Below are 13,917 nucleotides of genomic sequence, written 5' to 3'. Positions count from 1 at the left end.
TTGCATTTTGTGGGGTGGATTTTTATTCATTGACAGGTAGTCAAATAAAAGCTGAAAAAAATTAAAAGGAATTTTAAACACGTCATGTTTTGGCGCAGTCAAGATTTAGCTTTGCTTTTAGAAACATTTAAATAAAATATTAATTGCTAAAACACAAAGCTTATGGAAGAATTTGATGACGAATTTGGTGACTTATCTCAGTTCAAAATACTCTCTTTTGAAGAAGTTAATCAAGGATTTGCAGGAAATAATGCTTTTGGAAACAAAATTATCAGCAAAGATGATTCTCCTGATTACAGAAGCCCATTTCATGACTACAGAAATACTCCATTAGGGTATTCTTATCTTACTGATACTCCTGTATCTGTCTTTCCATCAACAGGAGTAGATGATAAAGGAGTGAAAGGATACGAGTATCAAGCTCAGGTACTATCTTGTGAAAATGGTTCTCAGGTATTGGGAAGCTACAATGCCAACAAAAGACAACCTCAAAGCCTTTTTCTTTTTTATGAAAAGCCTGATTCCAAGAAATCCAATTTTGCAGGAGACTTTTACATTGCTAAGATGGGAGATTATTTTGTTCAACTCTTTAAGAGATTTCCTGAACCATTATCTTCTACTGTTGGTGGAAAATTCTTCAGGAATATCACATCTATGGATGATGAAGCTGCATATCTGGCACAGTTAGCTTATACTTATGAAGGTGATAAGATTAATGCTACTCTTACTCGTGATGCATTAATGAGAGAATATCAATATTATACTGGTGACAGGAGGTTTGAAGAAATTATAGGTAATATTACTTCCATTCCTGCTGATGCCTTTGGGTGGTGTGCAGAACATTTAGAAGATTTTAAACCTACAGAGAAGAATTACAACCCAGAAGCTAAAGACTATTCTCCTCTTTTTCCTCTTGTAATTGGTGGGGCTGTAGTTCCTATCCCTATTAATATGAATAAAGCTGCACAGTTCTTTGAAAATTTGGGAAATAATCCTTTTGTTCAAGGTGCAGAAGTTGCTTTTACTCAGGTTTGGCAATTAGTAAAACAGGCAGCAAGTAAGGTTAAAGAAGCTTCTATAGAACATTTACCAGATGCTTTCAAAGGACTTGTAGAGAAGATTAGTAGTGTTGTTAATACGATTAAAAATTTTCTTGGTGAGGTTAAGGATGAATTGGTAGAATTAGCCAAGAAAGGTTTAGAAGTTCTTAAAATTGCCAATGCTTTTTACTGTGGTATAAACAGTGGTCTTGTAGGTCTTTTACAGTGCATACTTTACATTTTACAGGCTCTTTTCCAGCCAACAATGGCTTTATCTTATGAACAGTATAAAGACAGAAGAGATGTATTAGAGAAAGCAGAAGATGTATTAGACTGGATTCTTGCAAATGGTCCAGTATTTTTAAAAGGAGTTAAAAATCTTTTCAGTTCAAGTGGTGGCATTTCTCAATCTGATTTTGAAGGTATATTTGACAAGATGAAGGAATATTGGGATAAAACCTCTCGTTACACAATTGCATTTTACGTAGGAATTATTGCTTTTGAGTTCATTATCAATATTTTACTTCTTATCTTCACAGCAGGAGAAGGAAATATCATAAAAGGAACAACTTATGTTCAAAAAGCTACAAGTCTTTTAAAAGTAATAACAAGGGAAGCAATGTCTGCTGTAACATTTGGAGTTACAGATTTGCTTACTCTTTTTTAGGAAAGCTTATCTTTAGATTTGGGAAAGCTTGTGTTAAAGGATTCAAAGGTTTCATTAAGTTTATTGAAGAACTCTTGCAAGGGGCTAAGAATGGGGCTAAGGCTGAAGATTTAGCCATGACAGCAGAAGAGATTGAAGAAGTTGTAATAAAAGGAAAGAAAGCACAGAGCATTTTTAATATTCTTGCCAGTGCAAGAATTGGATTTCAAAAGCTTGGTATTGAGATTGTAGCAAAGGTTGATGGTTATCTTCTGAAATGGAAAGAAAAACCTATTTTTAAAGGAGATTTTAAAGAGGTCAACTCCTTTTGGAATAAGATTCTGAAGCCTAGGTTAGGGACTGGGACTGGAGGAGCTTTTAAATACTTGTCTGAAATTACATCAGCAAGGATGTTCTGTCAGGAAGAAAGAATGTCTTGTGCTGCTGCATGCATCAGACAGCTAGCTAAAGACAATGGGATTGATGTTCCTGAAAGTTTAGTCAGAGAATTTGCTAAAACAGATATTGATTTAGGAACTGATTTACGTGATGTTGGACCTGCTTTAGAGATGGTATTTAAAGGTAAAAAGATAAATTCTGGTTCTGCTTATGTAGGAATTGATGATATGAAAAAGACAGCTGAATATTTATCAAAAGCAACTAAAAGACCTTGGCTAGCCAGTTTAATGCATCCAAACACAGAAAAAATCCATACTGTTATAGTTGATAAAATAGAAGATGGAATAGTACATATTAGAGACCCATGGGACAAGACAAAGGGATTTGGTCAGAAAAATGGTGTTGAAGCTACAATGTCCTTGGATGACTTTGAAACATATTGGGCTGGAACTGTATACCATTGGGCACAAGTAAAATTATAAATTAAATATTATGAAAATAGAAGAAATAAAAAATGAGTTAGAAACTGAAGGTTATTTAGTTATGCTTTCTAAAAATGGATATTTAGCAGCAGGACAAGAAAATGGATTTAGTGAGGAGCTAGGCTCTAAGATGATGAAAAATGTATTTAGAGTTAGTCTTCTAGATAATCAAATTACTGTTAATTATTTCACAGGTCAAATTGCAATAAAAAAAGAATTGAAGACCATTGAAGAACTTCTTAAGTTTGTGAGACAAGTATTTCCATTAGAAGAATAATTACTTAAGTAACAAAACAAATAGACTGCTTTTTATGCAGTCTATTGTTGTATATATATAAATATAAAATTACTTCCATTCTTCTTCTGAAATAGTTATTCCTGTTCTTGCAAAATAACCATCAAAAATAAATGACCTATTTACTATTTCACTGAATTTTTTTATTAAGTCATGATATTCTCTAGGAACTGAAACATTCCCTTGCTCATCATAATCTGGGAATGGTATTTCACATCTGCCACCATCCACAATACAATAAGCAACCCTGAAAACAAGAGCATTATTATAGAAAAAATCTAAATAGTCGCTCCTTAAAAAGCTGTTTTTTGACTTTGAAAATTATATTTGCCTAAAAAGATTCGGAGAACAAGTTCGAGCCAAAGAAGAATTTGTTGTTTGATTTGATTCAATCTCATCTTCAAATTGTATCCAATCCCTGCTAATAATGCATTATTAATATCTCCAGCCACTCCTTTCAGGAAGTTTAATCCTAAGGAGTGGTTTCTTTTTAAATGAGAGATACAAGGTTCTATGGCTGCTCTTGCCCGGAATCTTAATCTGGCTACTTGTTGCCCATATTTTGTTTTTTCTTTTTTTGCGGGAAGCAAAATTGCTGTTCCTTCCACTTCTTTGATTCCTTTAAATCCTCTGTCTGTAGTGGCTTTCGTAGGTCTTGTTCCGCCAACGGATTTTCTTACCCTCTCACTCTGTGCCAATGATTCTTCAAGAGTTTTACTATCGTGAGGATTGCCAGAAAATCTCTTTACCGAGCTGATGATCCCTGTTTTCCGACCTCTTACTACTGCTACTTTTGTCCCAAACTCGTATGCTTTTCCCGATTTTCCTTTCGCAATACACGCAACTTGTGGCTCGTGAAGACTGTAAATTTTATCTTTCGTGGTACGTTCTTGGGTGAGTGCTTTAAGGTAAATTTTAAAAACGTCTTCGTAGCCTTTCAAAACATCTTTAGGAAGTTTTCTTTCCAATTCCCGAAGAACTCTTTTACCAATCGTCCTGAGCTTTTTCCTCGCCATTTTTGCCTTCTTCTGTCTTCTGGGATGATGTCCAAAAAAAGCGTCCCGCAATAATTGTTTGCTCACTCTTCTGTAGCTTTGTCTTTGTACAACGCTCTCTTTTTCTGCTATTTTTCTACAATTGTCGATTACTTTTTTTGCTAATTTGGCATCGGTAGGAAAGGTAATGTTCTTCTCCTGAACCGTCGTATCTACCTGAACTTCATCTTCTGTTTTGGCTTTGGGATGGAGAGAAACGCTTTGTCCCAAAAGAAATTCCAAACCCTTATCTCCAATTCTTTTTCTGAAGTGTACAAAATTGCTCGGATCGAAAGGCTGCTCTGTCTGGAAAAAGGTTTCTCCGGTAAAATATTGCCAATACGCATTCTCAATCCATCTCTCTATTACACTTTCATCACTTTCTTTAAACATTTCCTTGAGCAAAAGCATTCCTGCTATTTTACGGATAGCAATAGAAGGTCTTCCGTTTTCTGAAAATAATTTCTCAAACTCTGACTCCATTTTATCCCAGGAAATCTCCCCAGCTAATTTTACCACCGGATGCTCCATATTAATAAGCTCCGTAAGCCTGGTCTTGAATAAATTCTGCTGTAAATCCTCTCTTATTTTGCCTAACATTTTGCCACTTTTTATATCCTAAAAATACAATTTATTGCAATTTTTTACAACGATTTTTTACGAAATATAAGTGCATAAAACTGATAATCAAAATATTACTTGGTTTTTAAGGAATGACTAAATAGCTTGACCTTCCTGGGCTTGGGTCTGGATTATTTTTGGCCCAAGGTCTATCAACACCTTCATTTTTATCTCCCACCTGTATACCCCAAGCTATAGTTATCGACAAATTTGGCATATATGACCTTTCCCAGTTCAGTTACTCTAAAACTGTCTTATCAGGATGAAGAGAATGTAACTACTCTAATGTATCAGAAAAAGGTGCTAAACAAGTTTTATGATTTTGGGGTTACAAAAAATGTGAAATAAGCTTCCTCACATACTCCAAAAAAAAATGAATACAGAAACAACAGTATCAGAGATACAGGTAACATACCAACCCAACAAAATGTCTCAAACTAAGCTCACTACCAGTAGTCATGTAGTAGAAGTTATCAGGACATTCTGGGATAATGGAATAATAGAAATGCAGGAAGAAGTAAAAATACTCTTCGTAAACTCTTCAAATACTGTCATTGGCTTCTATAGCCTATCTAAAGGAGGTATTACAAATAGCTTAGTAGATATTAGACTGATTTTATCAGTAGCCTTAAAGTGTTTAGCCACTGGATTAATATTGGTACATAACCACCCAGGTGGCAATCTTAATCCAAGTAGTGCAGATTTAGCCATAATAAAAAAGCTTAATACAGCTTGCAAGCTACTTGACATAGCTCTTCTTGACAGTATCATCATTACGAAAGAGAGTTATACAAGTTTTAATGATGAGGGATTGCTGTAGGTAATTAATGACCTCAAAGGCATACTTTTAGGTATACTCTATTAAAAACCAACATATAAATCACTAAATATCAACATGTAACACCTTAAGGTTCGAGCCCAGCAGGAGGAGCAAAAAGACTTACAGAAATGTAAGTCTTTTTTTATGCCTGAATTTATTTTTATTTTATTGCTTCATAACGAATATTTATTAAAAATTTAAACAAAATTACATTTTAAGTAAATATTTTATTATTATTTTGCAATAAAAATTAATTTAATATGAAAAAGCTTCTTTTATCATCTCTAATGCTTCCATTCGCAATTAGCGCCCAAGTGGGAATCAACAACCCAGCTCCCACTTCAACATTAGACGTTACCGCAAAAAACCCAACCGGAACAGAAACAAATGTTGACGGAATTATTATTCCTAGAGTTGATAGATTGAGAGCACAAAATATGACGGGAACACCTACCTCCACCATGATTTATGTAAACAGCATCGCCAACGGAACAAAAACGGAACTGCGGTTAATATAGATACTATCGGCTTTTATTATTTCAACGGAACTGCATGGATAAAAGTAGACAGTACAATTTACGACAGAAACGGATCTCTTTCCAGCGCGAGAAATGTAAATTTAGCAGGAAACAATCTTGGATTTACAGGTACCGGAAATATAGGAATAGGAATTGCGGCTCCTACCGCTAAATTAGAAGTATCATCGGGAACAACAGGAACTTCAGGAATGAAGTTTACAAATATTAACAATACTACACCTACCACCCAAAACGCTGCCGCTTTAGGAGTTGATGCAAGTGGAAATGTTGTGATACAGAACATTGCTCCTTTAACTACTACCTTCAAATCTTTCAGTATAAATGCCAGCGTAGCTGCTAACTCTACAGTAACTTTAGGCTCTCTTGAATTCAGATATCCAACCACAACCTGTACAGATACCAACACCTATCTTGAAGTACGATCTACAACAGGAGTTAACAACACCGGAATCCTTCATGCCATATCAAGAAGTAGCCAGGCAAGTACAGGACTTATCAATACAACCCCAATGACTTTTACTCCTACTTTTGCTAATTTAGGAGCCGGAATACCAGGAACTCCCAACGCGGCACTTGTTCCCGTAAACTGTGTGCAGGATGGCGCGGCGCAATTCACCTTCTTCTCGTATACCGACAGAACGTATTACAGAGTAAGTTTCCATATTGCTGATGGTGATTCTTTAGGTTTTGGAGCCTTAGGATACATCTTTGCAGAGCTTCAAAGATAAAGTATTAATTTTCACAAATTTATTATATAAACACCGTCAATTTTGATGGTGTTATTTTTGTTACCTTTGCATTTTCTTATTTGAATCTTAAAAAGTTTAAATAGTTATTAACTTTTTATAATAAAACAGCATACTTTTTGTTTATGCTAATAGCTTGAAGAACAACAAATGTCAATTAAAAACACTCAATATAATTTATTTTATTTTTTTTTCCTCATATCAGGTATCACTTTCGCTCAAAATACAGCAAACGGGAGAATTATAGATGAAAAAACAAACAAACCCGTTACTGGCGTAGATATTTTTATCAACGACAGCAATAAAGCTGCTTTAACGACCAGTTCAGGAGACTTTAGCGTTCAGTCGGACAGTATTATTTATAAACTTAAATTTTTAAAGAAAAACTATTCGCTACAAAGCATTGATATTACTTCAGAAAATAACTCTAATATTTTTGTAAAACTTTCCGCTGAAAAAGTGGGAGATATTCAGGAAGTTGTAATTCATAACGAAAAACCAAAGTATAAAAACAAAAAAGAAAATCCGGCTTATGCCATCATGCAGGAAGTATGGAAAAGAAAAAGAAATAACGGTTTAGATAAATTCAATACGTATACTTACAAAGAATACGAGAAAATTCAGTTTGATGCCAATAATCTGGACAGTACATTTATGAAGAAAAAAATCTTCAATAAGATGGATTTTATCTTCGATTATGCAGATTCCACCGCCAGCGGAAAAATGGGACTTCCTATTTTCTTAAACGAATCGATCTACGAAAATTACGGCGAAAACAAACCCGATAAAAAAAATAAAAGACTTCTTGTTGCTCAGAAAACCTCGGGATTTCAGGACAATCAGGTGATTACGGTAACGGCCAAAAATCTTTATCGTGATATTAATATTTACGACAATACTTTAAATTATTTTGATATTGGCTTCCCAAGCCCTGTCGGAACAGATGGTTTCAGTACCTATGATTATAATTTAACGGATACCATTACCGTTCACGGTGAAAGAGCTTTTAGAATCAGATATCAGCCGAAAAGAACCGAAGTTTTGGCTTTTCAGGGCTATCTTTATATCGATACCGACAGCTATGCCGTGTTGGGAGCTACCTTAAAATCTACCAAAAAGATCAATGTTAATTTCATCAACAGCATTTCAACCGAGTTGGAATATGATAACCCTGATGATCAAACATTCTTACCTAAAAAATTCGTTACCGCAATTGAATTAACGCCTTTTGCCAAGAAAAAAACCTCGAAAAGCATCATTGCGAGGCGATCAGTAGATTATTATCAATATGATTTTAATAAACCTTTAGACAACAAAGTTTTCGTTCGAAGAGAAGAAGAATATGATGATAAATTTGTAGATAAAGACGATGCGTATTGGGCAAAAGCAAGACCTGACTCTTTATCGAAAACCGAACAAGGTGTTTATGAAATGCTGGACAAGCTAAAACAAACACCGAAATTCAACCGAATTGTAAAACTTTACGAAACTTTAGGTTCAAGATATTACAATATCGTAAAAGGAGTTGATATTGGTCCTATTTTCTCTGTTTACGGCTTTAATGAAGTGGAGGGAGACAGAATAAGACTGGGGGCAAGATCCTACTTTAGTCAAAATGACCCTTGGAGAGTTCAGTTTTATGGAGCCTATGGCTTCAGAGACCAGCAGTTCAAGTACGGAGCTGAAGGAAAGTATATGTTCAACAGACTCAACAGATTCATGATTGGCTTAGGAACCAGAAGAGATATTTTACAGCTGGGTACACAGCTTACTGATGATGACGGAATTATGTCGCGGTCCTTTGCCTCTTCAACGGTATTTGCGAGAGGAGACAACGCTTCTTTAAGTTCTGTAAACTCAACGAACATATTTGCCTCTATAGAACCTTGGAAAAACTTTCAGGTACGCGTAGACGGGACTATGCAGAGTATCAAATCCGCTAACCCCGGAGGATTTAACCTGATGTATTACAGAAACGGTGAGCTCAGACAAACCGTTAATGATTCTCATGTCACTTTAAGTTTAATCGCAAGACCGGGTGCAAAATTCTCACAAACCGGAGTAGACAGGTATGAGCACGGAACGCTGGCACCAACCATTGTTTTGAAGTACACAAGAGGTATTGAAGGCTTATTCAACGCTGATTTTAACTATAATAAATTACAGTTTTTATTCTATAAACCTATTCTCATTGGTAGTTTGGGCAAATTGATGGTTAATTTCGAGGCTGGCAAGAATTTCGACACCGTGCCTTTGGCTTTACAAAACGTAATCCCCGGAAACCAGTCTTACGGATTGGTTCAGAATACTTTTGCACAGCTTAATTATTACGAATTTGTTGCCGACACTTACACCACATTGCATCTCGAACATCACTTTAACGGAAAAATACTGTCTTTTATTCCTTTAATTAAAAAATTAAAATTAAGAGAAGTTGCCTTCATCAGGGGAGCCTACGGAACATTAAGTGATGGAGCAAGAGCAATCAATGTTGATGGATTAAGATATTCAGCACCAAGTGACCACGTTTATTTTGAATACGGTTTCGGAATTGAAAACATCGGGATCGGAAACCTTAGAATTTTCCGTGTCGACTTTAACTGGCGAGGAAATTACCTGGACCGACCTGATATTTCGAAATTTGGTGTAAAAGCAGGCTTCCAAGTTGGGTTTTAAACTAGACAAAATTTTTATAAAATACATAACCCCGGTTTTCTGCCGGGGTTTATTTTTTACAACCATCTTAAATATCACTATTATTACAACCACCGCAAATAGGCATCAATGTTTGTGGCGAAAGACAAACAGGGCGGTTTTCTGCAGGCAAGCCGCAATACCAGTCGCAAGAAATACCTTCACACTTAAAACCACCTTTTAATGTTTTAAGCTGAAGTCTTGAAAGTTTTTTTAAATTTTTCATTTTAAATATCGTTTTAATGGATCAAGTACAAAAGTTGGGGACTAGGCAAAAAAGTTCAGATCATGTAAGATGAAATTTTTTGCTCTCGCAGATTTTGCAAATGATGCAGATTCTTTTCCTTACACTTTACATATTGAACACGAAGCCAACCCAAGTTTTTTGACAATTCCCGTTTTAAGTCTCACCAAACCGTTCTACCTATAAAAGACCGCAAAGGTTAAACAAAGAAAATCAACGATATCATCCGCGGGAAATCTGTGCTATCCGTGGGAAATAAAAATATTCGCGCATTCGTGGCAAAAAAATATCTAAAGAATTTCTCCCCAAGTTTTGAAACTGATCCGTTTTAATTTAGTGTCTGAGTAAAACGCAGAAGAATTTAGAATATTATTTATTACATACAAAAACTCCTCAACAAAAATGCTGAGGAGCTTATTTTATAAAACGCTAATTGAATTATGCGTTTGCTTCTACAGATACAAAAGATCTGTTGTTTGCTTTCTTTCTGAAAACTACTTTACCGTCTACTAGAGCGAACAAAGTGTGATCTTTACCGATTCCCACGTTTGCACCTGGGTGGTGTTGAGTACCTCTTTGTCTAACAATAATATTTCCAGCAATAGCTTCCTGACCACCGAAAATCTTTACACCTAATCTTTTAGAGTGCGATTCTCTACCGTTTTTGGAACTACCAACTCCTTTCTTATGTGCCATTTTATTCTAAGGTTTTTTGGTTTAAATTATTCTGCGCTTTCAGCGTCAGCTTTTTTAGTTGTCTTTTTAGCAGGCTTTTCTGCTTTTTTAGCTCCATCAAATCCTGTAATACCAGTAATCTGAATTTGAGTTAATGATTGTCTGTGACCATTTTTCACCTGATAACCTTTTCTTCTTTTCTTTTTGAAAACGATTACTTTATCAGCTTTTACGTGGTCTAGGATCTCTGCTTCTACAGTGATTCCGCTTACAGCTGGGGCGCCTACCGTGATTGCTCCGTTTACAGTAAGAAGTACTTTATCGAAAGATACTTTACCTCCTTTGTCTCCTGCTAAACGGTTTACAAACAACTTCTGGTCTTGCTCAACTTTATATTGAAGCCCTGCTATTTCTACAATTGCAAACATTGTTTATAGATTTTTAGTTATTTCGAGGTGCAAATATAAGAATTAAATTCTAATTTGCTTACAATCAAACCCATTATTTTTTACATAAATTTTTTCTTTATGTTCTGAATAATTTTTCACCATAAAGTGATGATACTTATCATAATATTTTATACCTTCGTTCACACCAAAAATATTTTATATGAAAAGAAACTTTAATTTCCGCGCTTTAGTGGGAGCATTTGCTGTTTTTACATTGGCAGCATGTAACAATGATAATGTAGAAGACACGGTATTACCGGAGGTTCAGGTAGAAAATTTAAGACTTGATCAGCCCAACGAATTAGAAAAAGTGTGTTATTATGTAGATCAATATTGGAGCTCGTCTGCGGTGCTTACCACAACACTGCAAGCTACAGCAGATACCAATTTTATGAATTCGCAGATGACAAAAATTGCCAGTATGTGGGGAAGAAGCAATCCTACACTAAGATTTGTAAATGATCCTTCCAATTACAATTCTACTTACAACGCAATTTCTTATTCTACAGGGAAAATTTATTATGGATATGCCATTTATTATGATGCCAAATCCAAAGGCGGAGATATTGTAAACGCCATGATTCTCGCTCATGAGTACGGTCATCAGTTGCAATACATTTTCGGATTGCCTTCCGTTAGTGAGTCTACTGCAAGACCCAATGAACTGGAAGCAGATGGTTTTGCGGGATATTATCTGAGAAGACCAAATGGTTATAACCAAACATCATTTGCACAGATCGCTGCAGCGTATGAGTTTGCTCAAAGTATTGGTGATTATCAAACCAACAGCGCCGGACACCATGGAACCCCGCCACAAAGGAGATCTGCCGTACGTTTGGGATTTCTTTTAGGTCAGTATGATCTTACGGCCTCCGCTTTCGATTATAATTTCTTCTATTATTATCAAGGCGTGCTGAACGGAACATATAAAATGGCAAAAAATACTCAGTATCCGGAGTTGGATGCGTATATGAGCCAATATATGGACGAGCTGAGAAAAATTCAGTCGGGAGAAATTTCTGCTGAAGAGTTTAAAGAGTTGAAATAACATTCATTTTTAGCATATTTTAAAAAAAGAGGCGAGATTTTCTTGCCTCTTTTTACTTATATAGAAGATTTGGATATGCAAATAAAAATTCCAGTATAAGTTAAGCTACATTTTGATAAATTTTGTTTTGACTGTTAAACTCTTCAATAGTTTGGTAACTCAAGGCGCTGTGACGTCTTTTTTTGTTGTACCAGATTTCAATGTATTCAAATATTCGCGCAGCGGGAATCTATGCACTAATATTTAACTTTAAAAAAATAAAATATTAACGTGTGTAGTAGCATAAATGATATAAAAGAATAAATCGTAACTATACTCGCTATAGAAAAGAATACATTTTTGTCAATCGTACCATGTACTAAGTATATAAAAAATGTATAACAAAATAACCCTACAATCGTATAAAATACATTTTTGTAAAAGATATTATTATTTTTTACAAAATAATTAATAATCAAAATTGGAACATACATTAAAGTAATTGTAAAAATTACCGGAAAAAAAAATCTAGACGTATTATCGTACAACTTCCAAACTAAAGAAGAAATAATAATATTAGCAATATACATAAATAAATACCACATAGCTTTTAATTTTTTAACCATCCTTTACCTTTAAACCATCCTCCCCAAGCTGAATTCAGGGTTCCGCTTGAGCCTTTCATATTATCAAATCCTTTCCATTTTGGTTTATATGAATTCGGATACAACATTAATAAAGGAATATCAATTCTTGCCTGAGTATCTGTAACAGTAGCTCCAAATGTAGAGAAGTTAGGAGCAGATCCCCCTCCGACAAATGAGTGCCATCCATTACCAGATCCCGCGGAATGAGCCATTTGATTCATATATTTTAGTGCAGTTGGAGAGGCTGATGCATAAATTGGTGGAGCAACCTTACCCTGCTCGTAATTAACCAAAGCTGTATCCCATGCCTGTGCTACAGAGCCTGTTAGAGGAGTATTAGCGAACTTTCCATATAGTAAATCATTAAAATAAGGCAGAGTCCCATTTTGAATTCCCACGTTCAATTTTTTTAATAAACCAATAGTTTCTGAATTAATGAAAATATCTGCACCAGAATCAATTATAGACATATCATCTACTAAACCTATTGCTCCACTCATCCATCTTACCTGATGCCCTCTTGCTGTAGATTCAGATTGTACCCATTTATAATAATCTAAGATCTGAGAAAAAGGAGCATACTGATTTTTAATACTATTTTTTGTATTATATGCATTAGCATTTTTCCATGTTTGGGTATTATTTAATCGATCTGATTTACGCCAATCCCCCTTTCCTAGTGTTCCTTTATAAGAATCCGGATACTCTTGATCCGGCGCCATCCCCGTAGGATCTGTATAACGTACCGGATTACTAAACGTATACTCATACGGTGATCTTCCCGGAAAACTCTCTGCAAGCGGATCCACATTCAACCAAAGAGAAACCCTTGGATTATAATACCTCGCCCCATAATAATAGTACCCCGTCTCAGTATCCTGTTCCTTCGCATTAAACTTATACGGACTGTTATGACTGTTCTTATGATTTTCTACAAAAAAACACCTCTAAACCATTATCCCTGAATATTTCAACTTGAACTTCTGCGCTCGCTCTCTTTCCCAAAATACAGATTTATTTAATGAAGAAAAACGAATTTTTCCCTATTCATTACTTTATACTTTAAGTTTTTTATTCCCATTTAAAAAATAAATTCTTTCCTAAAATCACAGAAAATTTATTCGTTTTTCTATGATTTTGGAGGGGTAGAAAAGATTGAAGGTTTCTCTAAGACCAAATTGTAAATCACGAAGAAAATTTTCCCAACCGAAGTAGCAATTGAAAACTAGATCTGAATGAACGTTTAGAGTTGGGTTAACAATAAGAAATGAGTATTAGCTCTAAAAAAGCGCAAAAAAAAACATAATAAAGAGGCTGTCCAAACTTTTTGGACAGCCTCATCGGGTATACCAATAGAAATCGTCTTCTTCCGTTACCGCGTACATTATTTTAAAGAACTTCTTTTCTTAAAATCAAGAACAGAAAATTTTCTGCTCTTGATTAACATCATTTAATTTTCAACCACTTAGAGAAATACCAACTTTTTGATATATTCACGCAGTGGGGAACCCATTCATCAATGTTTAGGAATAACTGGAACCAAATTTTGCAACATTTCA

At 35.1% G+C, this 13,917-nt stretch carries 12 protein-coding genes and 3 pseudogenes; 8 read left to right on the top strand and 7 right to left on the bottom strand.

Annotated features, from left to right (window positions below):
* Positions 1–162: 162 nt before the first annotated feature.
* From VUJ46_RS15680 to VUJ46_RS15670, 3 genes are all read left to right on the top strand, one after another.
* A complete protein-coding gene (locus VUJ46_RS15680) occupies positions 163–1,707 on the top strand; it encodes a hypothetical protein (RefSeq protein WP_326981663.1) in 1,545 nt (514 codons plus the stop codon).
* Positions 1,708–1,823: 116 nt separating this feature from the next.
* A complete protein-coding gene (locus tag VUJ46_RS15675) occupies positions 1,824–2,567 on the top strand; it encodes a cysteine peptidase family C39 domain-containing protein (protein ID WP_326981662.1) in 744 nt (247 codons plus the stop codon).
* A 10-nt stretch (positions 2,568–2,577) separates the two neighbouring features.
* The gene (locus tag VUJ46_RS15670) at positions 2,578–2,844 is read left to right on the top strand and encodes a hypothetical protein (protein ID WP_326981661.1); all 267 of its coding nucleotides are present in this window, start codon (positions 2,578–2,580) and stop codon (positions 2,842–2,844) included.
* A gap of 311 nt (positions 2,845–3,155) precedes the next feature.
* On the opposite strand, the gene VUJ46_RS15665 is transcribed toward VUJ46_RS15670, so the two are convergent.
* Positions 3,156–4,496, bottom strand: coding sequence for an IS5 family transposase (locus tag VUJ46_RS15665; RefSeq protein ID WP_326981209.1), 1,341 nt, complete (start codon positions 4,494–4,496; stop codon positions 3,156–3,158).
* Positions 4,497–4,890: 394 nt separating this feature from the next.
* Between VUJ46_RS15665 and VUJ46_RS15660 the strand changes: the two genes are divergently transcribed.
* Both VUJ46_RS15660 and VUJ46_RS15655 read left to right on the top strand, forming a co-directional pair.
* The gene (locus tag VUJ46_RS15660; protein ID WP_326981660.1) at positions 4,891–5,337 is read left to right on the top strand and encodes a JAB domain-containing protein; all 447 of its coding nucleotides are present in this window, start codon (positions 4,891–4,893) and stop codon (positions 5,335–5,337) included.
* 260 nt (positions 5,338–5,597) lie between these two features.
* Positions 5,598–5,855 (top strand): hypothetical protein, encoded by a 258-nt coding sequence (locus VUJ46_RS15655; RefSeq protein ID WP_326981659.1) that lies wholly within the window; start codon positions 5,598–5,600, stop codon positions 5,853–5,855.
* Positions 5,856–5,913: 58 nt separating this feature from the next.
* Here VUJ46_RS15655 and VUJ46_RS15650 read toward each other — a convergent pair whose 3' ends face one another.
* Complete coding sequence (locus VUJ46_RS15650; RefSeq protein ID WP_326981658.1) at positions 5,914–6,087, bottom strand: hypothetical protein; 174 nt, start codon at positions 6,085–6,087, stop codon at positions 5,914–5,916.
* Between VUJ46_RS15650 and VUJ46_RS15645 the strand changes: the two genes are divergently transcribed.
* Complete coding sequence (locus VUJ46_RS15645; RefSeq protein WP_326981657.1) at positions 6,065–6,604, top strand: hypothetical protein; 540 nt, start codon at positions 6,065–6,067, stop codon at positions 6,602–6,604. The genes VUJ46_RS15650 and VUJ46_RS15645 overlap by 23 nt on opposite strands.
* A 168-nt stretch (positions 6,605–6,772) precedes the next feature.
* The gene (locus tag VUJ46_RS15640; protein ID WP_326981656.1) at positions 6,773–9,298 is read left to right on the top strand and encodes a DUF5686 family protein; all 2,526 of its coding nucleotides are present in this window, start codon (positions 6,773–6,775) and stop codon (positions 9,296–9,298) included.
* 67 nt (positions 9,299–9,365) lie between these two features.
* Here the strand turns inward: VUJ46_RS15640 and VUJ46_RS15635 are convergent, their stop codons facing one another.
* The 3 genes and pseudogenes from VUJ46_RS15635 to rplU form a co-directional block, all read right to left on the bottom strand.
* Positions 9,366–9,542, bottom strand: a complete 177-nt coding sequence (locus VUJ46_RS15635; RefSeq protein WP_326981655.1) for a bacteriocin-like protein — start codon at positions 9,540–9,542, stop codon at positions 9,366–9,368.
* Between the two features lie 456 nt (positions 9,543–9,998).
* Positions 9,999–10,256, bottom strand: a complete 258-nt coding sequence (rpmA, locus tag VUJ46_RS15630) for a 50S ribosomal protein L27 (RefSeq protein ID WP_100076262.1) — start codon at positions 10,254–10,256, stop codon at positions 9,999–10,001.
* Between the two features lie 44 nt (positions 10,257–10,300).
* Positions 10,301–10,663, bottom strand: a pseudogene (gene rplU / locus VUJ46_RS15625) (50S ribosomal protein L21); the annotation flags it as partial.
* A 181-nt stretch (positions 10,664–10,844) separates the two neighbouring features.
* On the opposite strand from rplU, the gene VUJ46_RS15620 reads away from it, so the two are divergent.
* Entirely contained in the window at positions 10,845–11,732 is an 888-nt protein-coding gene (locus VUJ46_RS15620) for a metalloprotease (protein ID WP_326981654.1), read from the top strand.
* Positions 11,733–11,832: 100 nt separating this feature from the next.
* On the opposite strand, the pseudogene VUJ46_RS15615 reads toward VUJ46_RS15620, so the two are convergent.
* Together VUJ46_RS15615 and VUJ46_RS15610 are read right to left on the bottom strand one after the other, a co-directional pair.
* Positions 11,833–11,949, bottom strand: a pseudogene (locus VUJ46_RS15615) (IS3 family transposase); the annotation flags it as partial.
* Between the two features lie 372 nt (positions 11,950–12,321).
* Positions 12,322–13,269: pseudogene (locus VUJ46_RS15610) on the bottom strand (RHS repeat-associated core domain-containing protein); the annotation flags it as partial.
* Positions 13,270–13,917 lie beyond the last annotated feature (648 nt).

The organism is Chryseobacterium sp. MYb264, from assembly GCF_035974275.1.
Lineage (GTDB): Bacteria > Bacteroidota > Bacteroidia > Flavobacteriales > Weeksellaceae > Chryseobacterium.
Note: the sequence above shows the minus strand (reverse complement) of the source record. Positions and strands in the feature narration are given on the sequence as shown.